Raw genomic sequence first — 21,960 nt, forward strand, 5'->3', positions numbered from 1 at the left:
ATTCTAAGCAAAATCCTCTCAACAAAGAGTAAAACGCTTTTAGCCGAACCCTTTGGGCAGCGTTTGTGGCTCCTTTCTACTGCGTTATCGGCTTATCAGGTAGGGCAACTACATTTCAAAGCCTCTGCCTTGTATAAAGAACCCACAAACTGCTGCAAAAATCAGCTCAAAAGGTCAACAGACCCTAATCTATCGCACCTAAATGCTAGGAATAACTTCACAGTTTCTCATGTAAACTTGTTCGTGGTATAAAAAAGGCGTTAAATTAATACTTTACCCTACCAATTAAGGAACTATGCTATGTGGTATGTCATCTTTTCTCAGGATATTGAGAATTCGTTGGAAAAACGTCTAAGCGTTCGCCCTCAACACCTTGAGCGCTTACAGCAATTACAAGACGAAGGTCGCCTACTAACAGCAGGTCCAATGCCAGCGATCGATTCTGATAATCCAGGTGATACGGGCTTTACCGGCTCAACCGTGATAGCGGAATTTGCTTGTTTGGAAGATGCCAAAGCATGGGCAGATGCCGATCCTTACATCACGGCAGGCGTTTACGCAAACGTGATTGTAAAACCATTTAAGAAAGTTTTTTAAGTTATGAAAAAATTACTGTGTCTCTTCCTCGTATTTGGTGCGTTAGCTGGCTGTTCATCCAACGATGATCAACAACGTCAGCTTGAGCTAATGGCATCTAACCGTGCAGGCGTTCTTTCTGCCGGTCTGCCACTTGAGTATGGTCCGCTTAAGATATTGCGTGTGTCATCCAATAAAAATGTGGTTGAGATGATGATGATCTATAACGATGATGCGCTAGGCGCTAAACCGTTAAATCAAGTACTCAACACAAGTATCTACACATACTGCAACACGCCTGCAGTACGTAAACAAATCGATATGGGTTTGATGTACCGTATTAAGATTCGCAATTCTCGCGGTCAATTGATAGCAGATGAATTGGTATCAGAGCAAAAATGTACTGCGACTCAAACGCCACAGTAATTACAGCATTGGTATTCTGAATACCAATCAGAATGAACGAAACAAAAGCGAGGGCAAACGTCCTCGCTTTTTGCTTCTCTACAATGCCTAGGCAAATGATTTATGCTAATTCAGCACGCAACTTCTTAGTTGCTGACACTAGATTGGCCAATGCCGCTTCAGTTTCTGCCCAGTTACGAGTTTTCAGTCCACAGTCTGGGTTCACCCACAAACGCTGTGCGGGGATTTTTTCCGCAGCTTTCTTGATCAGGCCTTCAATCCAATCTTCTGTTGGGATGTTTGGTGAGTGAATATCATAAACGCCAGGACCAATTTCATTTGGATAGTTGAAATCTTCAAACGCTTTCAATAACTCCATATTCGAGCGAGAGGTTTCAATGGTGATAACATCTGCATCCAGCGCTGCTACCGAATCTATGATTTCGTTGAACTCACTGTAACACATGTGCGTATGTATCTGCGTTTCTGGCTTCGCAATGGCAGCAGAGATCTTAAAGGCATCAACAGCCCAGTTAAGGTATTCTTTGTGGTCCCGCTTTTTCAGTGGTAACCCTTCACGAATCGCAGGTTCATCAATTTGAATGATGTTGATACCAGCATCTTGTAAATCTGACACCTCATCTCGCAGCGCGAGAGCAAGCTGGTCAGCAATCTCTTTACGAGTAATGTCTTCGCGTGGGAATGTCCAACACAAAATCGTTACTGGGCCAGTCAGCATGCCTTTCATTTGTTTACTTGTTAATGACTGCGCATACGTCGACCACTCAACGGTAATTGGCTTCTCACGTTCTATGTCTGCGACCACAATTGCTGGCTTTACACATCGGGAACCATAGCTTTGCACCCAACCAAACTTGGTGGTTTGGAAACCTGCTAAGTTTTCTGCAAAATACTCCACCATATCGTTACGTTCAGCCTCACCATGTACCAATACATCGAGGTCCAGTGCTTCCTGTCTTTTCACAGCGTCAGCAATATGACCTTTGAGCGCTTGATGGTACTCTGTCTCAGAAAGCTGCCCACTTCGGAATGCACTGCGCTGAACACGAATTTCACCCGTTTGTGGAAAAGAACCAATAGTCGTCGTTGGTAATAATGGTAAACCTAATACCTCTTCTTGATGCACTGCACGCTCGATATATGGTGCGCTACGCTGAGTCAGAGCTGCAGTAATGCCATTCAAACGATTTTGCACATGTGGTTTGTTCACATGGGTTGCAGTTTTGCGGTCTTTAATTGGCTGACTGTACGTATCACAAGCGAGGATCGCATTGTGGTCACCATCGAGTGCGCGTCCAAGCAGTGCTACTTCGGTCACTTTTTGTTTTGCAAATGCAAACCAGCTTTTCACTTCTTCACTCAGTGCTGGTTCCAATTCCAAATCCACAGGGCTATGGAGAAGTGAACAAGAACTCGCGATCCAAAGCCTATCACCAAGTTTGTCTTTGATTGGTTGCAAGCGCTCTAGCTGAGAGCTTAAATCTGAGCGCCAAACATTACGGCCATTCACAACACCCGCAGAAAGAACCCAATGTTCAGGTAGCGTTGCCAGCACGTCGTCTAACTGCTCAGGCGAAGCCGATAGATCAATGTGTAAACCATCGACGTTAAGTTCGATAATCTTATCTAGGGTATCGCTGACCGAATCAAAATAAGTTGTGAGAAGCACCTTCACGTCACTTCGGATAACTTGGTAAGCCAGTTTGAACGAGTCAGCCCATTTATCTTCAAGTTCAAGTGAAAGGATCGGCTCATCAATTTGCACCCATTCAACACCTTGGCTTGCCAACTTAGACAAAATCGCTTGGTACGCTGTTAGTAATCTTGGCAGCAAGGTAAGGCGGTCAAAGTCTTCTTCTACTTCTTTGCCTAAATAGAGGTAGCTAATAGGGCCTAGCAGAACAGGCTTTACTTTATGCCCCGCTTTGATTGCTTCATTTACTTCTTCAAACAGCTGTGGCCAACTCACTTCAAACGTATCATCCTTGCTAAACTCTGGCACAATATAGTGATAGTTGGTATTGAACCACTTTGTCATGTCAGAGGCCGCAGCACCTGCACAACCGCACCCCGATTGAGACTGACCGCGCCCCACTTTGAACAAGGTATCGAGATCAGGGAATCCTGTCGCGTGGCGCTTAGGTACATGCCCCAGAAGCAATGTCGTTGTGAGAACATGATCGTACCAAGCAAAGTCGCCAGCAGTTGCGAAGCTCAAACCTGCTTCCGTTTGTGTATTCCAGTTTTTCTCGCGCAGCCCAGCCCCCACCAGTTTGAGTTCAGCTTGGTCGATTTCACCTCGCCAGTATTTTTCCTGCGCAAACTTCAGTTCACGTTTTTCACCAATGCGTGGGTAACCAAGAATATGCGTTGTCGTAGCCATGTCCGTATTCCTTATTCATTTTCTGATATTGAGGTCAGTACATCGGGAATGAAATTCACCAAGATGTCTGGATGGCTAAAACTATCGCTCTCATGCACGGATTGAACAACATCCAATTATTCAACTTGTTTATTAGGAAAATTCATGTTGAGCGATCTCACTCGCACTAGGTTGACAGAAATAGACGTCTAGACGTTTACATATCCATTTTTTATCGGTAAGTTAATATAGCTCATGGAAAATGCATAAGGATGAAAGGGATTCATGATAGAGTTGAAACACTTACGTACCCTCACCTCGTTAAGAGATACTGGGTCACTCACTGCGACGGCGACGGCGCTGCACCTGACACAATCCGCCCTTTCCCACCAAATCAAAGATCTTGAATCTCGCATTGGTGGTCAGTTGTTTTTGCGAAAAACTCGCCCAGTAAAATTCACTTCTGAAGGAGAGATCCTGCTTCATCTTGCTGATGAAGTTTTACCAAAGCTTGCCAGAGCAGAAAATGAGCTCGCTAGCCTGAAAGAGGATGTGAATGGTCGCTTACATATGGCGATTGAGTGCCACTCATGTTTCCAATGGTTGATGCCGGCGTTGAAGGAATACCAATTGACTTGGCCAAGTGTCACGCTCGATTTCTCTTCCGGCTTTGGCTTTGAGCCACTCCCAGCCTTGCTAGCTGGCGAATTGGATTTGGTCATAACCTCTGACATTCAACCAAGATCTGAAGTTCATTATGAGCCACTGTTCGATTTTGAAATGCGCTTGATCACCTCCACCAGCCATCCGCTAGCCAATAAAGACATCATTGAGCCAGAAGATCTTGCTGACCAAACAATGCTTTGTTACCCGGTACAGAAACAAAGGCTTGATGTGGTCAAACACTTCTTACAACCGGCAGGTGTGGAACCAGCCAAATGGAAGCAAGCGGATAATACCTTAATGCTGGTGCAAATGGTGTCTGCTGGGTTAGGTGTTGCTGCTTTGCCAAATTGGGCTATTTCGGAATTCTCACGCCAAGGTTTGATTACTAGCAAGCCTTTCGGTGATGGTTTATGGCGTCGCTTATTTGCTGCGACCCGAAATTCCGAGAAAGAAAAACGCTACCTACAAGCCTTCTTCTCGACAGCTCGTCAGCAATGTAAAAGCCACCTTGACGGAATCAAGATGGCCTAAAAACGTAGGAGTAGATACGACGTTAGCGTTCGTAAGATTTGAATTGATTAGTGAGTGGGTCGTATTGATAGCCGAGCATATCAAGTTTGCCCACTACCGATTCAACATCCATCTCATACATAGAAACTAGCTCTTCAAAGCTCTCACACTCTAAACGTAGCTTTTCATTTACGATACCCAGCAAGATAATGCTGTCCCAGTTAGTAACATTGCTTAAGTCCATCGCGACACTCCTCTAAAACTAGGTATTCGGCCTCAATCTGTTGAGCACCAGCGTCTTGGCACGCTCTAAACCAATAGAGGCTATATCTAAAGCGTAGACTTAATCTTATGATTTGAAAGTGAGCTCGGTCTAAATCCCGAGCTCATCAGTAGGAATTCTGAAAGAAATTTTAAGTAGGCAGGCCTATGCACCAAGTACAAACAGCCCCTGTAGGCTAGTCATCGAAGCCAAAGCAAGTAGCAAAGCCGCGGCAACCTGAACTTTGCTTGGAACCTTATGTGTGAAGATATGCCAACACCAAACCACGATGGCCATAATCAGCATCGCTAATGATGCCAAGATATGTTGAGTGACAGAGTTAAGCGTCGCTTCATCTAATTGATATGCAGAGAACAAGGTCATTACAACCAAGAGCATTCCTGAAACGACACCACTCACAGGCAGAATACGATGGAACGCTTGTAAACGACTACGCGCAATCACCAGTAGCAGCTGCGCAAATACCGCACCTAAGAAGAAAACCATAAGAGCCACTGACGCAGATGCTGCCCAATGGGGCTGTTCGAACACTTGAATACTCACATAAGCAAACGCCAAACCATTAGCCAAGTGCAATGCCCAAAGTGGCCCTTTCTCACGTGTTTTCTTAGTTTGAACTTGAGAGTAGAAATAGAAGATGGCAAATACAACCATGAATGCTTCAATACGAAGCGATGCTACTGCTAACCAAAGAATACCTATTGAAGGGAGCATCTTATGCAGACGACCACGTTGACCCGGACAAATATCACCTTTAATCAGCAGCAAGGTCAACAGCGCTTGTGCGCCAAATAGCATTGGAGGAAAAGTTAACAGCAGTTGTTGAATCATATTGAATACAAACTCAAAAGTCATTTTGGGGTGGCGATAATAACAAATAGCCTTTGTTCAGACTACTGCTTCGCCACCCATCGAATAATGGTTTGTTAGCTATTTGCTAAGTAATGTAAAACATCTCCTTGTGTAATGACACCTCGATAGTGATGCTTCTCGTCACATACCACCCACGGAAAGGCAATATCTGCTTGCAGCAACTCTGGAATATTTTTGAGTTGTGTACTTGCTTCTACACTTTGGAATTTAGTACTCATCACTTGATTGACAGGTTTCTTCCAAACTCTAGCTTCTCTCTCTGTTTCTAAATCGGTTCCCATAGAGGGTGTTAAATGCAAACTTATGTGCTCTCTTAATACCACTCCTACACATTGCTTCTCATCCACAACCACAAGTGGAGAGTCAGGGTTCAAGTTCATAAACTCTACCGCAAGAGACAACGGATCACCCGGGTCAAGGTGGTGAACGTTTGAATGACACAGCGAAAGCAATGTTGCATTTGGGTTTGGCTTTGATTGCACATCCTCAAACAGATGCTCATAACTGATAGCTTTATCGTACGCCAACAAAGGTAATGCCTCTGAGAACACAAAACCTTGCATATAGTCCACGCCAATTCTGGATAGTGCCCTCAGCTCACTCACGGTTTCAACACCTTCAGCTATCACTTTTACATTCAGGCTATGAGCGAGTTGAGTGATCATTTTGACAATATTGTATTTTGTACTACCTTCCGTTAGGTTCTGAACAAATTTTCTATCAATTTTAAGGACATCAAATTGACCATCCTCTAAGTATGAAAAAGAAGAATACCCCGTCCCGAAATCGTCAATAGCAATACTAATACCGTGCTGACGTATTTGCTCCAAAGCCAGCTTATGCTCAGCGTCTTGCTCAAAGTAAGCGGTTTCAGTTAGCTCTATCGTGACCGCCCTTGGATCAACCTTGCTAGATTGAATAATTTCAAAAGAGTTTTGTATTACTTGGAGAGAATCTAATCGTGTATTCAACGAACGATTGATCGTTAAACCTACATCCTCACCATAAACACACTGTAAGTAAGGGAACTTCTCAATAGAGATTTGACACACAAGATCATCAAGTGCAGACACCAGCTCTAAGTCCTCAATGATAGCGATCACTTCTTGAGTGTTACACTGCCTAGCCTTTAAATGGAAACGAGCAAGCGCCTCAAACTTAGCCACTCGACCAGTTCTTGCCTCCACGATCGGCTGGAAATAAACATCAACATTCCTACTGGCGATCTGGTCTCTCAGTATACTTTCTAATTGCAACCTTTTTACTAGCTCGGTGTGCAAATCACTGTTGTAAAAGTTAAAGTAGTTTTCAATTCCAGATTTAGCAGAAACCATTGCTTGCGCAGCTTGTACAATCGCTTTGGTTGGATTATCTGCATCGTAACCAATGACCGAAACACCTGTGCGACCAGCAACTACGGAATCGTGCATCTCAGAACCAACTTCCGCCCTCAGTTCAGTGAAGAACCCTCGAATAGCAATTTGTATCAAACGTAATGGACTTAGCCATCGACATTTGGGGGTCTGTATACAAATGGAAAAGACATTTTTGGTGAGTTGACTCGCTACGCTGACATGTTTGCTGCGCATTAAGAAATCAGAGAAACCCAGCTGTTCTTCAACCATAAATTGAGCGCTAAACTTGGGTGCAATAGTCATAATGATCTTAATATCATTCGTTATATCGTCAGCGCATAGAGCATTAAGTTTTTTTTCAAACTCGTTTTTATTGGGTAGGTAACTGATCCAATGGGAGTTGGTTTCCTTCGCACTTTTAAGCCTGAATAGTGCAGCAGAAATATCGGTTGAAAAACCAATATAAAAGACTCGCTCATCCGACAAAGCAAGCTTATAGAGACAAAGGTGGTGAGCCTGATCGCCACCTGTAGCATTAAGGCTGAGTAAATTACCGCTCCAGACCCCTTCTGTTTCCACCTCTCGCCAGATATTCTCGTAAAACTCTTGGCTGTGTAACTCAGAGCTGAAAATTTGAGTTTTTAAACCGACAATATCAAGGTTCTGATAACCCATTTGACTTTCAAACGCAGCATTACATCCAAGTATTCTCGTCTCGGAGTCAGCAATCAAAACACCAACGTTTGGTAAATTGAAAATCGTCTCTAGTATTTTGGCCTGCTCTTGCTGACCTTTTACTTTAATTTGAGGGATCAGTGAGCCTTGTATGTAAGAACGATTGATCTTTTCAAATCGACATTCAATATGAATGAACACATCAGGCCGTGGCACAATACAGCACGAAAAAGACTCTTCTCCGCCCAATGCTTTCACTCGACTAAACCGAATTGATGCCTCTTCTTTTTGTTCTTGTGACATGTAATCGAACAATTGTTCAAAACAAGTCAGCGGCGCCATTATTTCGCAATTTTCCATCAAGGCTTGCTGATCACATTCGAACACTTGAGTTTCCATGTTCAGCGACCAATTTATAACCTTAGTTTCACTTTTTAGCGTGGGTTCAGATTGCGACATCATGTTAAGTAGTTCTGTCATCACTTAACCTCACTTCCTTACCTAGCACATCTTATGCGTCAATTTGAGTATAGACATACAAGGCAGTATGAACACTTTGCTTGTTGGCAAAGTTTGAGCTCGATCAACACCTTTAACCCTATATGAAATAAGGACAAAATCACACTGCTGCTCATTTAAGCTACAACTTGCTCTTCACTCTATTAGCAATACGACTCGAACTAAGGGAGATATGTCACTTGCCTGTAGATACCTGATAATCAAATCGCTATAATTCGCGCTCCCTGGAACAGAGAGCAAAATATGACCAACGACATTACTCCTATTCATGAGTACAAAAAATACTGGGCTGAGTGTTTTGGTACGGCACCTTTCTTGCCGACCAGCCGCAAAGAAATGGACGCCCTAGGATGGGATAGTTGTGACATTATCATTGTCACGGGTGACGCATATGTCGACCACCCGAGCTTTGGTATGGCGATCATTGGTCGTCTACTGGAATCTCAAGGTTTCCGTGTCGGTATCATTGCTCAACCAGAATGGCAAAACAAAGACGCTTTCATGCAACTTGGTAAGCCAAACCTGTTCTTCGGGATCACAGCGGGCAACATGGATTCCATGATCAACCGATACACCTCTGATAAAAAACTTCGTCATGATGACGCGTACACCCCAAATAACGAAGGTGGGAAACGTCCAGACCGTGCCACATTGGTGTACTCACAGCGTTGTCGTGAAGCCTACAAAGGCACTCCAATCGTACTAGGTGGTATTGAAGCTAGCCTAAGACGTGTTGCGCACTACGATTACTGGTCTGATAAAGTTCGTCGCTCTGTTCTGTTTGATGCCAAAGCCGACATTCTTCTCTTTGGTAATGCTGAGCGTGCTCTCGTTGAAGTGGCTCATCGTCTAGCCGATGGCGAAGATATTTCGACCATGACCAACATCCGTGGTACTGCGGTTAACCTACCAGCAGAGCCAGAAGGCTACACTGTTATCGATTCCTCTCGCATTGAGAAACCTCGTAAAGAAGCGTTCGTCCCTAAGAACCCATACGAAGTTGAGACTGAGTGCGATACCAAAAAAGAAGAGCCAGAAGCGAAGCCAATTACGATTCGTCCATCACGCCATGATGCTGCGAACACCGCGGTACGCCTACCGGCCTTTGAAAAACTGAACAACGACCGCATTTTGTATGCACACGCAAGCCGCGTAATGCACTTGGAAACCAACCCATATTCGGGTCGTGCTCTGCTACAACGTCACGGTGACCGTGAGCTTTGGGTAAACCAGTCTCCGATTCCACTGACAACAGAAGAGATGGACTTCGTATTTGGCTTGCCTTATGCGCGTGTCCCTCACCCTATGTATGGCAAGGCGAAGATCCCTGCTTACGACATGATTAAAACCTCGGTTAACATCATGCGTGGTTGTTTTGGTGGCTGTTCTTTCTGTTCGATTACCGAGCACGAAGGTCGTATCATCCAAAACCGTTCTCAAGACTCGATCATCAATGAGCTAGAAGAGATCCGTGACAAAGTTCCGGGCTTTACTGGTACTATCTCTGATTTAGGTGGACCTACTGCGAACATGTACCGCCTTGGCTGTAGCGACCCGAAAGCCGAAGCGAACTGTCGTCGTCCTTCTTGTGTTTTCCCAGGTATCTGTAACAAGCTAAACACGGACCACAAACACACCATCGATCTTTACCGCGCAGCTCGCAAAGTAAAAGGTGTTAAGAAGGTCATGATCGCATCTGGTGTACGTTACGACCTTGCAATTGAATCACCAGAATACGTGAAAGAGCTTGTGACTCACCACGTAGGCGGTTACCTGAAGATTGCTCCTGAGCATACCGAGAAAGGTCCACTGGATCTGATGATGAAGCCGGGTATGGGCACTTACGACCGCTTTAAAGAGATGTTTGAGAAGTACAGTGCGGAAGCGGGTAAGAAGCAATACCTGATCCCTTACTTCATCTCTGCACACCCAGGTACCGAAGATGAAGACATGTTGAACTTGGCACTATGGTTGAAGAAGAACAACTTCGAGTGTGACCAAGTACAGAACTTCTACCCATCGCCAATGTGTAACGCAACGTCGATGTATTATTCAGAAACCAACCCTCTGAAACGCGTGAAGTACAAACAACGTGAAGATGTACCAGTGGCGAAAGGTGAACGTCAGCGTCGCCTACATAAAGCACTACTTCGCTACCACGATCCAGCTAACTGGCCAATGATCCGCGAAGCGCTGATCAACATGGGTAAAAAGCACTTGATTGGTGACAAGCCGAACTGCTTGGTTCCGGCAGAAGACATTGATGCACAGACACCTGCGCAACGTCGTAAGTCTGGTCGTCACGGCGCAAACCGTTTTGCAACCAAACACACCAAGAATCAACCGGGCTTTGGTGGCCACTTGAACAAGCGTTCAGAAGGCGGCTCTCGTGATGGTAAACCATCTGGCAACCGCAACGGTTCAGGTAAAGCGCAAAGCGGTCACAACGGCCAAGGTCGCGGAAACCAAAACAACGGTGCGACTGGTCAGCGTCCAAATACTGGCTCACGAACAAGCGGTAACAACCAAAACCGTTCAAATGGTGCTGGTTCACAAGGTCAAGGTCGCCCTCAAGGTCAAGGTAAACCAGCGGGCCAACGTAAACCAAAACGCCGTTAATTTAATAGCACTAAAATACTAAAAAGGGCTCCAGAGGTAACTCCGGAGCCCTTTTGTTTTGTCTGTATTTACTTAAAAAAGGCAGATTATTTCGCTACGTTACCTGCAACGTTTAGTGCATCCCAAGTACGTGCGAATGGTGGTGCGTAGCAGAAGTCCATGTAGCCTAGTTGCTGTGTGGTCATCTTCGCAGTGATAGCAACAGCAAGTGCGTTGATTCGCCCTACTGCGCCCTTCTTGCCCACGATTTCGCCACCAAGCAGTACATTAGTTTCTGGGTGGTAAACCAGCTTCACTTTAATGTCTTCTTGGCCTGGGTAGTAGTCGGTTTGGTTCTTATCTGAAATGGTTGAAACCTTCACTTCCAAGCCGTGTTCTTTGGCAAGTAGTTCGGATACGCCCGTACATGCCAGTTCATAATCCAACACTTTCAAGCAAGATGAACCTAAGAAGCCACTCATGTAAGTGTCTTTGCCAGCAAGTTTGTCTGCCATCATGCGCGCTTGTTTGTTGGCTGTGGTTGCAAGTGGAACATACACTGATTTGCCTAGCGCCATGTGGTGAACCACTGCACAGTCGCCGACGGCGTAGATGTGCGCATCTTCTGTCGCGCCAAACTCGTCCACTAACAATGCGCCGTTAACTGCTTTTGGTAACTCGAATGCTTCTGTGTTTGGTTTAAAACCAAGTGACATGATCACAACATCTGTTTCTACATCGCCATTGTCGGTTTCTACGATGTAACCGGCCTGCTCTGCGTCGCGAATGGCTGATACGCTGCAACCAGTTTTAAGCTCAGCGCCAGATTCACGAATCGCGCCTTCTACCACTTCAATCATTTCTGGGCTAAACTGGCGGCTCATCACGTGTTGTTCACGCTCGATAATGGTGACGTGCTTACCTAGTAAGTGTGCTGCATCGAACACTTCTAGGCCGATAAAACCACCGCCGATAACGCAAACGCGTTGTTTGTTGCTGTCCTTAAGGGCTTCTTTTACTGCCAAGCCATCTTCCATGCTGGTTAGCGTGTATACGTGCTCTGGGTTGAACTCGCCAAACGATGGCACGATTGGACGCGCGCCCGTGGCAATCACCAACATATCGTAATCGATGGTGCTTTCTTCACCTTGGTGACGAACTTTAATCTGCTTTTCAGTGCGGTCTAGTGCCACCATTTCAGTTTCAATGCGCACGTCTAAACCAGATTTAATCGCTTGTTCTGGCGTACGAGAAATCATGCGCTCAGTGTCATCAAACATGCCACCAGCAAAGTAAGGTAAACCACACGCACCGAACGAGATGTAATCGCGCTTATCCAGCACAATCACTTCATCTGATGGCTGATTACGTTTGTATTTCGCTGCGAAACTCATACCAGCAGCGCTACCGCCTACGACAACAACTTTCATATTTATTACCTAAATAACCTGAACTCAGGAAAACGGAAGAGCACCCGCGATGGGTGCTCTTTATTAAGTTTGGAAATTACACTGCTGCTTCTTTTGTTACTGTTGCAGCAACATCAGCGTTGTATTGCTCAGTATTCAATGAGCCGTTCTTCTTCGCGGTTAGAACACCTGACAGCATAGAGCCAGAGATGTTAAGCGCCGTACGTGCCATGTCGATAAGCGCTTCGATAGAAACTAGAATCGCCACAACCGTGATGTCTAGCCCCATGATGGTTAGCACCGCTACTGCTGCGAACGTTGCACCACCACCAACACCTGCGATACCGAATGAAGCAATCGCGATTACAGCAATCAGTTGTAGGATGAAGCCTAGGTCAACTGGCATACCCATTACTTGTGCTGCCATGATAGCTAGCATCGCTGGGTAGATACCTGCACAGCCGTTCTGACCGATACTGGTGCCGAATGTTGCTGACATATTTGCTGTTTCTTCGTCCACACCTAGACGTTGAGTTTGAGTTTCAACGTTTAGTGGGATTGCTGCCATGCTTGAGCGAGAACCGAAGCCAAATACGAGTACTGGCCAGATTTTCTTCATGAACTTCGCCGGAGACAGACCGAACATAGACACCATCACAAAGTGGATAGCGAACATTACACCGATTGCCACGTAGCTTGCTAGTAGGAAGCGACCCATTTCTGCTAGTGCGAACAAATCGTTTGTCATCATGAACGTGGTCATCAGAGCGAATACACCGTAAGGCGTCAACTTCAGAATCTCACGTACCATTGAAAGTACCACTTCTTTTGCAGAGTTGATGAAATCAACGAAGTTTTGTACTTTCTCAGGCTTACGGTTTTTCACTTGCAGGATACAGTAGCCAAGGAACATACCGAACAATACAGTCGATAGTGTCGATGTACGCTCAGAACCCGTTAGCATGTCGAAGATGTTAGTTGGGATAATAGACAGCGCCATACCAGACAAACCGCTGCTCGCCATTGCATCTTGTGTTGCAATCAGAGAGTCACCACGTGCTTCGATAGCACTGTTCGTACCAATTGTGCTGACTAGTGCGTTTGCATCGATACCGAATAGGTAAATACTTGCGATACCCACTGCTGCAGAGATAGCACAAGTGAAAAGTAGAATACCGATGATTTTTGGTGCGATGCGCGATAGTGCACCACCGCCTTCTACGTTCATGATCGAAGAGATCATCGCCACAAATACTAGCGGGATTACGATCATTTGTAGAAGCTTGATGTAGCCTTTACCGAACACAGAAATCAGTTCAGCAAAACCTGCCGTTGCAACGTTGCCTACACCGAATACGAGCTGAATCACACCACCGAATAACAGGCCGGCAGCAAGCGCACTCAGTACGCGGAAGTTAAAGCTTTTCTTTTGTTTTTTGAAGTTCGCGAGTAACGCGTAGAACCCAAAGAACAGGATGCTCAATCCAATAAATGAAACGCTCATGAGAATCTCCTATTGATACCCATTTATGTCCGAAAATCAGTTATTTTTTGTATGCAATGGCTTCAACTTCAACCAATGCGTCTTTTGGTAATCGTGCTGCTTCAACGCAAGAGCGAGCTGGTGCGTTTTCTGTACCAAATACCTCGGTGTACACTTCGTTAAATGCCACGAAGTTTTCCATATCTGATAGGAAGCATGTTGTCTTCAATACCGTGTCTAGGCCCGCACCGCTTGCTTCTAGAACTGCTTTTAAGTTCTCTAGAGACTGACGCGCCTGCTCTTTGATGCCGCCTTCAACAAACTGCATGGTTTCTGGAACCAGTGGTAGTTGGCCTGATGTGTAAACCATGTCGCCGTAAGCCGTACCTTGAGAGTAAGGACCGATAGCTGCTGGTGCTTGTTCAGTGGCAATGATCTGTTTCACAATATAACTCCTAAGTTATTAATTTTATTCTGATTTAAATTCACGGATAAACTTGTAAACCGCCTGACGGCTGATCCCAAGTTGCTCTGATACTTGTGTGGTCGTCTCTTTTAGTTCAAATACGCCGTTATCAAACAGGCAACGAATGATGGCTTTATTACGACCTTTTGCTGAAATCGTCTCGTCTTGTTCCACTTCTTTTGTCGCTGCACTCAACGCTTGCTTGATAACATCGTTCGCGTTGTTGCTGAACGTTTCGCTGACTAGGGTTTGCGATACATTGCATTGCGGCATCAGTGTTTTAACGATTTCAGGGAATGGGAAAGATAAGTTCATGTTGATGCACAGCATGCCAATCGGCTTTTTCTCTGGACCAGCCAAAATGCAAGTGGTCGATTTCAGTAGCGAGCCATCGGCTGCATTGGTGAAATAACTCTTCGGAGAAACCTCGCCCGTTTTCTCGAATGTGCTCCACATACGTAGACCCAAATCGGTGATTGGCGAGCCAATTTCACGTCCGGTATGATGACCATTAACAATCTTCACGACTGAATTTTCTAAGCTTTCAAATGAATGAATAACCACTTCGCAGTAAGGGCCAATCAAATCAGCAATTGTGTCTGCCAAGCGAAAATAGTTGCTTAAACATTCTCTGTCTTCATCGGTGAATCGAACTTGCTTTACACTCTTCATCTTGGTTTACATTTTTGAACTCAATGACTGTAAATTACTTCTTTCGGGTTAGTTGAGCAATACTGAGTAAACTTCTGTAAACCATAAATTCGCGCCTAAAACACCAACAAAAAGCGAAGAATTGATCGAAATCACGCGCAATAGTTGAACAAGATCACCAAAAACATATGAGTCAGGTTTAATTTCTTAAACTTCATCAAAGTTTAAATATTTAAAATCAAAGATTCCATTTTTGAACATTTTAATGATCTAAAGCAAGTTCTAAAACCTACTAAGAACAGCATACGGCATCATTTAAATCAAATGCAGATTAATTTATAAAATTAAACACACCTAACCATTCACAACAAAAGTAAATGTGAATAAAACATCACGAAAATTAATCTAACCAATTCTCTGTCTAATAAGACGAACGGAGTTTCAAAAAGACGTCCAAAAATGAAAGACGTTAGCTTGAAAATAGATAAGGCTTCCGAATAGAAGCCTTGAAAAGAACTATTTAGCAAATACCCAACGAGAGCTAAGGACAAAATTACTACACATACCCACAAGTATTCCCATCACCAGTGCGATGTAAACCGCGATTCCCTGCTCTCCTAGCCATAGTGTCGTACCTTTAAAAACAACGAAATTTGGTATGGCACTAATGCAGGCCGAAATCATAAATTTTCGCCACTGCCGAAAAGGGCGGTCTTTTTTAGATTGGGAGAACGTGAGATAGCGATTACCAAGCCATGTCGTTGTCGCTGCAAATAGAAAGGCACAAGCACGAGCTAGCATGAGTTCTGAGCTCAGCCAATGAAATAGCAACGCGAAAATCAAGGTATCGACCGCAAAGCCGATACCTCCGATAAACGCAAACCGAGCAAATTTATCCATTCGCACCACTATTAATGCAGCTATACAGGGAACGCTTAGAGTTCGCAGTAAACTCATTCATGCAACTCAATGAACTGTCCTTGATGAGCACATCCACCTCGTGAGACTTACCAACCAAGTGGAAGCGTGGCAAAGACTCAAGTTCGGCAGAATCTTCTAGCTTTTTGGCTTGGCCTTGGCTGTAAAACTGTCCAGAGAATGGACGCTTACCAACATAAAAGATTGGGACATCATCTTTTACCTGCTCTAAGATCACACGATCGCTGCGGCTATCCGCCTTACCAAGATTCAGAACTAGCATCGCGATCATCAAAAGAACCGGAAGAACAGTTGCGGTTCCAGAAAGCCACTTGAGGTCTTGCTTGTCGACTAGCATCGCGATGATTAACCCAAGCGCGGGAACTCCTGGAAGCACATATGCAGGTAAGATGTTGCCTGCCATCGTAAACAAAATCATTGGGGAAATTAGCCAACAAAGCAAAAAGGTAAATAAACCCTGATGATCGGTTTCGATCTCCTTCAGTGCTTTTCTACGCTTCAAAGCTAAAACGGGTAAAACGATAGACCATGGCGCTGCTGATTGTAGCCAGAATAACCAAATCATACCGCGAGGTTGGTCGTGGGCAGAGCCATATAAGTCCCCTTCCCAACCACTTACCACAAAGCGCTTAAAGTGTTCACCAACTATAAAGTAATCAATAAAGCCAGGGGTCGCCATCTCTGCCATGATGTACCATGGCAATGCAAATGCTAGCATCAGTGCCAATCCAGAAACAATTGGGAAACGCTGCCACAACGTTTTGAAAGCCCCCAAAAAACCATGCTGGATGATAAGCCACGGGAATACAGCTATACCCATGATCACAATCGCCACTGGTCCCTTAGCTAGCAGACCGCACGCTAAACCAAAGAAGCCTAAATAGCCCCAAAGTCGGCTGTACTTATCTTTTCCAAGCCAGCAGTAATAGAAACCTATCATTGCTATGGTCATCGCAAGGGTAAGAGCCATGTCAGTCATGACCGCTCCCGCTGCGATAGAAAAAATGCCACAAGTCGCCAAGACGAGAGAAGCGATCAGCGCACTGAAACCTGCTCGATGAGCCATAAATGCAATAAGGCCGATTGTCAGTACACCCGCTAACCAATGGGGCGCACGAACTGCAAATTCGTTCAAGCCAAACAGCTCAATACCGTATGCACTCATCCAAGTAAATAAAGGTGGCTTACCCCAGAAAGGCACGCCGTAGTCAAATTGCGGGGTTAACCAATTACCAGTTTCCACCATTAAGCGCGCCATTTCACCATAACGGGCTTCCGTGGTGTCCATTAGAGGATAAGTAGCTAGTGAAATAAGACGGAGTAAAAGAGCAAACGCCAATAACAACCACAGGTGGGTTTTATTAATACTCATGATTACGCGGTTTCTCCCAATTTAAATTTCAGAGATTGGATGGATTGATGTTTTGCTGGCTGCTCGTAAACAGACTGAACAAGATAGAGAGGACGTTGCTTGGTCTCGACGAAAATACGCCCGATGTATTCACCCAAAAGGCCAATAGACAGAAGTTGAACGCCACCCAATGCGAGTTGAACCACCATCATGGATGGATAACCGGTGACGGGCTCACCGAATACAACGGTTTTCATCACTATGAAAGCACCGTAAAGAAATGCACTAAACGCAACTAAAGCACCAGCCAGCGTCGCCAAACGAAGAGGACGGATTGAAAAGGACGTGATGCCATCCATAGCAAGCCCGATTAGCTTGAGATAGTTCCACTTAGTTTCTCCACTATGTCGAGCATCGCGTTCAAACTGAACCGTGACTTGCTTGAAACCAGGCCAAGAGAAAATACCCTTCATGTAACGGTTACGCTCTGGTAAGGCGTTGATGTGTTTTACCACTTTTGCACTCAACAGACGGAAATCACCTACGTTCTCCGGCACATCAAGCTTCGCCATACTGTTTAGGAGTTTGTAGAAGCAAGCCGCAGAGAAACGTTTAAACCACGTTTCACCATGACGCTCACTACGCTGCATGTTCACCACGTCGTAGCCTTCACGCCATTTCGATACCATAGAAGGGATAAGCTCGGGAGGATCCTGCAGATCCGCATCAATCACAATGATTGCTTCGCCTTGACAGTGCTCTAAGCCAGCAGTCATCGCAGATTCCTTACCAAAATTTCGACTTAGGGCAATACAACGAACCACGCTAGAGGATTGAGAAAAGTTTTGCGCGATCATTAAACTGCTATCTTGGCTACCATCATCAACGTAGATAATTTCGCAATGCTCCGGCATAGCATCTAATACATCGGTTAAGCGGCGATGAAATTCAGGTAACACTTCCTGTTCATTGTAAAAAGGGACAACGATGGATAAAACTGGTTGAGGGTCAAAGTCTTGGAGAACCTTTGCAGTGGTTGCGGCGTGAAAATTTAAAGTCGGCATGCTACTCTTCCACTTGTATTTAAGAATAGCTCTAACCTACTAGTTACACCGTGAAAGAGTTGTTGTTGACATCTTTTTCACGTTATTAATGCATAATGTTCGGTTAATAATAAAATCCGTTTTCTAAAATCTGCAATATTGGAGAGTAATACATGAAACGCGTACTTTTAGTTGAAGATAATCGAGAAATAGCTGGCATGCTTTTCGATTATTTTGAGTGTGCAGGTATGGAGCTCGATTATGCAGATAATGGTGAATTGGGGTTGAAACTTGCTTTGGAAAACAGCTTCGACCTTATTCTCCTCGACCTTATGCTGCCTCGCATGGATGGCTTGACGGTATGTAATAAACTCCGTGACGCTGGTAACAACACGCCTGTTCTTATGCTAACCGCATTAGACAGTCGTGAAGACATGCTCAAGGGCTTCAAACACGGTGCTGATGACTACCTCACTAAACCTTTTGACTTAGATATTCTTGAAGCTCGAATGGCCGCATTGATTCGTCGCTATCGAGGGACAGTCGCTTCTTCTAAACTCGAATACGGTGAAGTGTCCATCGACCAAAAAACGCGCAAAGCGTACCGAAAAGATAAATTATTAGCCCTTAACCCAACGACTTATACCATCTTGGAAATGTTGGTTAAGAGTGCTCCCGATATCGTCACTCGCAACGAAATTGCATTTAGTCTTTGGCAAGAAAATGAGCCGAACAATGACGTCTTACGCAGCCATATTTATCAACTTCGAAATCAACTCGACAAACCATTTGAAACTCAATTACTAAAAACGATTCCCAAAGTCGGCTTTCGATTGGAGTCTGGTGAATGATCCGTCGATTGTTCAACAATACCCAGAGCATGACTGGGAGATTAGCGCTATTTTTCTCTCTTGTATCCGTGGTAGTCGGAGTGTTCTGCTTTACCTTAATTACTGTCGCACTGCTTTGGTCTGAAGATCGTGTCGGCGAACGCCGTATCTTAATCGATAAAAAAGAAGCCATTGAGCATTTCCAACGCCATCCGGACGACGGCAGTATCAAATTGGACTTGCTAACTGTCGCGTATAATAAACTCGAATTAGTACCGACCCCATTTAGACAGCATCTCATTGGGAAAAAGAGATTTTTAGATGAAATTGGTGATGACTCTGAATCACGTATGGTCTATATGGATACGTATACCCACAACGGTGAAGAACAACCTATAATTCTGATTTCTCTTATTGATGAAATTGAAATCACTTATGACGAGCTGGTTGTTGTGGTTGCGTTGGTATTGAGTGTAGTTGCCCTTTTAATCTTCCTTTTTGGCAGTCTATTGCTACGCCTATCACAAAGCTTGATCGAACCCGTAAACGCAATAAAAAATCAATTAGATCAGCACCATGGCGACCCAACCCAAATTTTCACCATTCCAGAAGGCTCCGCGAAAGAATTTCAAACACTAGCTTCACATTTAAACGAATACCGTAGCGAGATCAACAAAACCATTAAACGCGAACAAGCCTTTGCTCGCTATGCAAGCCACGAATTGAGAACACCTCTTACCGTGATGAAAGGCTCCAGTAGCTTGTTAGCAAGAAGCACAAATACAGACTTCCAGACTCGCCAAGTCAATCGAATTCAAGATGCAACACAGCAAATGTCGACAATGGTTGACGCCCTTCTTGGGTTAGTACGTTATGAACGAAACACAGACGACTCTCCTATGAGAACCATCTCGAATACCGAGTTGGCACATATCGTCTCACTTAGCCAAGCGCAAGCAGATGAAAAGAACATAACATTCAATATTCAAGTGACAGGGAACCCAAAAACACAGGCTACAAATGCTGTTCTTACCATAGTACTAGGCAACCTAGTCCGTAACGGCATCGCCGCGACCCCTACTGGCACAATTCATGTAATGATGAATGAAACCTCCATTTCTGTTCTCGATGGGGGTGAAGGCTTCTCAAGCATCCCTCATTCAGAAGGACATGGGCTGGGACTAATGATTGTCGATGACTTATGCCAACGCTACGGCTGGCAGTTTAAAATAGGTACACATCCTGAGGGTGGCTGCGAAGCAATTATCAATCTAGCGTTAGAGCGCACCGAATAATAGAAGCTCTCAGGGTATACCGAACGCTTTTTATCTGGGCTTAATGGCGTTACACTACGCGCCCTTTTTTACGGCAAGGTCACGTGGTTGGACACGTCAGCAGTAGCATGAAACTCTCTGAAAGCCCGATAACTCAACACAACTTTAACGGTCACACCTTTTTTCTTAAACGTGATGACATGCTGCACTCCCACTTTTCTGGGAATAAAGCACGTAAGTTTATGGCGTTGATGGAAACGCAGAACAGCGATATCAAAACGCTTATCAGTTATGGTTCAGCCCAATCCAATGCGATGTATTCCCTTGCTGCTCTGGCACAAATCAAAGGCTGGAACTTCGAGTTCTACGTTCACCATATTCCTTCGTGGTTGGCTGATTCACCAATTGGTAACTACCGCGGCGCACTTGATCTGGGAATGACCATCACTGCAATGCAAAACATGGGTTCTGAGCTTCACCCTCTGGAGTATATTGAACAAGTGCGCGGGGTGGACGAAACCACCCTTGTGGTGCCAGAAGGTGGACGAGCTTCTATTGCCGAACCAGGTGTGAAACAGCTAGCGATGGAAATTCTAGAGTGGACGCGTTTTGAAGGCGGTAAACAGTTTGTTGTCGCTTTGCCATCCGGAACGGGCACAACCGCTCTCTATTTGAGTAAACACTTAAAACCGCATGGAATAGGCGTAGTGACTTGTGCTTGCGTGGGTGACGCACAATACCTGACTGAACAATTCAATACTTTGGAAACGGATAACCACCCTACTATCCTATCTGTTCGTGACAAGCACCACTTCGGCCGTTTATACCAAAGCGATTACGAAACATGGAACGCGTTACACGACCAAACTAACCTTGAGTTTGACCTGCTTTATGACCCATACATGTGGCAGTGTTTACAGCCATGGTTGGCAGAAAATGAAGACAAGACTCTCATCTATATCCATCAGGGTGGATTACTTGGCAACGAGTCCATGTTGCCAAGATATCAACGAGAATTTGAATAAACGCAGTAGCGCAATCTGGTTACTTAATGAGCGCTAGGATTGATTTAAATTCTGGCGCTCGGCAATCTTCAACCATTTCATACAAGCACATTTCCACACCAGTTAGGCCAACACCATTGGCGGTCAGTTTGGCTAGCGCCAGCGCTTTGTTAGCTGGTGTTCGAGAAGAAACACAATCAGTCACAAGTTCCACTCGGTAACCCATCTGCCGCAGCGAGACCGCAGTTTGATACACGCAAATATGAGCCTCGATACCACAAACCAACCAGGTATCGACTTTGGCATTTTCCACTGCAAGCTTGAATGTTGGCTCTTTGCAACCATCAAAGGTGAACTTGGCGATCGGCAGATGCTCTTGCGCCAACACTTCACGAATTGGCTCTACCGTTGGCCCCAAGCGCTCTGGATTTTGCTCTAGCCAAACAATAGGCAAGTTGAGTGCTTTCGCTCCTTTGACTAATTTGGTGGTGCTTTCAATCAGTGCTTCGCTTTCGTGCATGAGCGTTGCCAACTTACCTTGTACATCGACAACAATCAGACCGGTGGCATTTTTCGATAACATTCTCATCTCCTATGAGTCGCTTGAGAATCCGCATATTCAAGTGTTTGATTAAGATAAATGTACCAGAACCACTAGACAATCAGA

The 21,960-nt window shown here is 44.9% G+C and carries 20 protein-coding genes; 8 read left to right on the forward strand and 12 right to left on the reverse strand.

The genetic code is table 11. The annotated features are described in order from the left end of the window. The 3 genes from ACTS60_RS16635 to ACTS60_RS16645 form a co-directional block, all read left to right on the forward strand. The coding region (locus tag ACTS60_RS16635; RefSeq protein WP_440889166.1) for a hypothetical protein at window positions 1–252 on the forward strand (252 nt) is incomplete at its 5' end. Window positions 253–300: 48 nt separating this feature from the next. Beyond that, on the forward strand, window positions 301–597 hold the full coding sequence (locus ACTS60_RS16640) for a YciI family protein (RefSeq protein WP_440889167.1): 297 nt from the start codon (window positions 301–303) through the stop codon (window positions 595–597). A 3-nt stretch (window positions 598–600) separates the two neighbouring features. After that, entirely contained in the window at window positions 601–1,002 is a 402-nt protein-coding gene (locus tag ACTS60_RS16645) for a GspS/AspS pilotin family protein (protein WP_440889168.1), read from the forward strand. Window positions 1,003–1,102: 100 nt separating this feature from the next. Here ACTS60_RS16645 and metE read toward each other — a convergent pair whose 3' ends face one another. Continuing rightward, the gene (gene metE / locus ACTS60_RS16650; protein WP_440889169.1) at window positions 1,103–3,385 is read right to left on the reverse strand and encodes a 5-methyltetrahydropteroyltriglutamate--homocysteine S-methyltransferase; all 2,283 of its coding nucleotides are present in this window, start codon (window positions 3,383–3,385) and stop codon (window positions 1,103–1,105) included. Window positions 3,386–3,649: 264 nt separating this feature from the next. Here metE and metR point away from each other — a divergent pair, with 264 nt between their 5' ends. Further along, window positions 3,650–4,561, forward strand: a complete 912-nt coding sequence (gene metR, locus ACTS60_RS16655; RefSeq protein ID WP_440889170.1) for an HTH-type transcriptional regulator MetR — start codon at window positions 3,650–3,652, stop codon at window positions 4,559–4,561. Between the two features lie 22 nt (window positions 4,562–4,583). On the opposite strand, the gene ACTS60_RS16660 is transcribed toward metR, so the two are convergent. The 3 genes from ACTS60_RS16660 to ACTS60_RS16670 all read right to left on the reverse strand — a co-directional run bounded on the left by ACTS60_RS16660 (window position 4,584) and on the right by ACTS60_RS16670 (window position 8,206). Next, entirely contained in the window at window positions 4,584–4,784 is a 201-nt protein-coding gene (locus tag ACTS60_RS16660; protein WP_440889171.1) for a DUF4250 domain-containing protein, read from the reverse strand. A 183-nt stretch (window positions 4,785–4,967) separates the two neighbouring features. After that, complete coding sequence (locus ACTS60_RS16665) at window positions 4,968–5,678, reverse strand: hypothetical protein (protein WP_440889172.1); 711 nt, start codon at window positions 5,676–5,678, stop codon at window positions 4,968–4,970. 71 nt (window positions 5,679–5,749) lie between these two features. Continuing rightward, a complete protein-coding gene (locus ACTS60_RS16670) occupies window positions 5,750–8,206 on the reverse strand; it encodes an EAL domain-containing protein (RefSeq protein ID WP_440889173.1) in 2,457 nt (818 codons plus the stop codon). A gap of 282 nt (window positions 8,207–8,488) precedes the next feature. Between ACTS60_RS16670 and ACTS60_RS16675 the strand changes: the two genes are divergently transcribed. Beyond that, the gene (locus ACTS60_RS16675) at window positions 8,489–10,864 is read left to right on the forward strand and encodes a YgiQ family radical SAM protein (RefSeq protein ID WP_440889174.1); all 2,376 of its coding nucleotides are present in this window, start codon (window positions 8,489–8,491) and stop codon (window positions 10,862–10,864) included. Window positions 10,865–10,950: 86 nt separating this feature from the next. Here the strand turns inward: ACTS60_RS16675 and ACTS60_RS16680 are convergent, their stop codons facing one another. The 7 genes from ACTS60_RS16680 to ACTS60_RS16710 all read right to left on the reverse strand — a co-directional run bounded on the left by ACTS60_RS16680 (window position 10,951) and on the right by ACTS60_RS16710 (window position 18,206). Next, complete coding sequence (locus tag ACTS60_RS16680) at window positions 10,951–12,273, reverse strand: CoA-disulfide reductase (protein ID WP_440889175.1); 1,323 nt, start codon at window positions 12,271–12,273, stop codon at window positions 10,951–10,953. 76 nt (window positions 12,274–12,349) lie between these two features. Then, on the reverse strand, window positions 12,350–13,756 hold the full coding sequence (locus ACTS60_RS16685) for a cation:dicarboxylate symporter family transporter (protein WP_440889176.1): 1,407 nt from the start codon (window positions 13,754–13,756) through the stop codon (window positions 12,350–12,352). 40 nt (window positions 13,757–13,796) lie between these two features. After that, a complete protein-coding gene (locus tag ACTS60_RS16690; RefSeq protein ID WP_440889177.1) occupies window positions 13,797–14,180 on the reverse strand; it encodes a RidA family protein in 384 nt (127 codons plus the stop codon). 24 nt (window positions 14,181–14,204) lie between these two features. Beyond that, entirely contained in the window at window positions 14,205–14,873 is a 669-nt protein-coding gene (locus ACTS60_RS16695; RefSeq protein WP_440889178.1) for a helix-turn-helix transcriptional regulator, read from the reverse strand. A gap of 495 nt (window positions 14,874–15,368) precedes the next feature. Beyond that, window positions 15,369–15,752 carry a GtrA family protein gene (locus tag ACTS60_RS16700; protein WP_440889179.1) on the reverse strand — a complete coding sequence of 128 codons (384 nt, stop codon included), beginning with the start codon at window positions 15,750–15,752 and terminating at the stop codon, window positions 15,369–15,371. Then, window positions 15,745–17,163, reverse strand: coding sequence for an ArnT family glycosyltransferase (locus ACTS60_RS16705; protein ID WP_440889180.1), 1,419 nt, complete (start codon window positions 17,161–17,163; stop codon window positions 15,745–15,747). The genes ACTS60_RS16700 and ACTS60_RS16705 overlap by 8 nt, the downstream gene beginning before the upstream one ends. 2 nt (window positions 17,164–17,165) lie before the next feature. After that, window positions 17,166–18,206 (reverse strand): glycosyltransferase family 2 protein, encoded by a 1,041-nt coding sequence (locus tag ACTS60_RS16710; RefSeq protein WP_440889181.1) that lies wholly within the window; start codon window positions 18,204–18,206, stop codon window positions 17,166–17,168. 152 nt (window positions 18,207–18,358) lie between these two features. Here ACTS60_RS16710 and ACTS60_RS16715 point away from each other — a divergent pair, with 152 nt between their 5' ends. The 3 genes from ACTS60_RS16715 (at window position 18,359) to ACTS60_RS16725 (ending at window position 21,314) form a co-directional block, all read left to right on the forward strand. Then, complete coding sequence (locus ACTS60_RS16715) at window positions 18,359–19,036, forward strand: response regulator transcription factor (protein ID WP_440889182.1); 678 nt, start codon at window positions 18,359–18,361, stop codon at window positions 19,034–19,036. Continuing rightward, a complete protein-coding gene (locus ACTS60_RS16720; protein ID WP_440889183.1) occupies window positions 19,033–20,310 on the forward strand; it encodes a sensor histidine kinase in 1,278 nt (425 codons plus the stop codon). Before ACTS60_RS16715 ends, ACTS60_RS16720 begins: the two co-directional genes overlap by 4 nt. A gap of 107 nt (window positions 20,311–20,417) precedes the next feature. Continuing rightward, complete coding sequence (locus ACTS60_RS16725; protein WP_440889184.1) at window positions 20,418–21,314, forward strand: 1-aminocyclopropane-1-carboxylate deaminase/D-cysteine desulfhydrase; 897 nt, start codon at window positions 20,418–20,420, stop codon at window positions 21,312–21,314. A 19-nt stretch (window positions 21,315–21,333) separates the two neighbouring features. Here the strand turns inward: ACTS60_RS16725 and ACTS60_RS16730 are convergent, their stop codons facing one another. Continuing rightward, on the reverse strand, window positions 21,334–21,876 hold the full coding sequence (locus ACTS60_RS16730; RefSeq protein WP_440889185.1) for a hydrolase: 543 nt from the start codon (window positions 21,874–21,876) through the stop codon (window positions 21,334–21,336). Window positions 21,877–21,960 lie beyond the last annotated feature (84 nt).

It is taken from the genome of Vibrio sp. WZ-1, assembly GCF_052037695.1.
GTDB lineage: Bacteria > Pseudomonadota > Gammaproteobacteria > Enterobacterales > Vibrionaceae > Vibrio.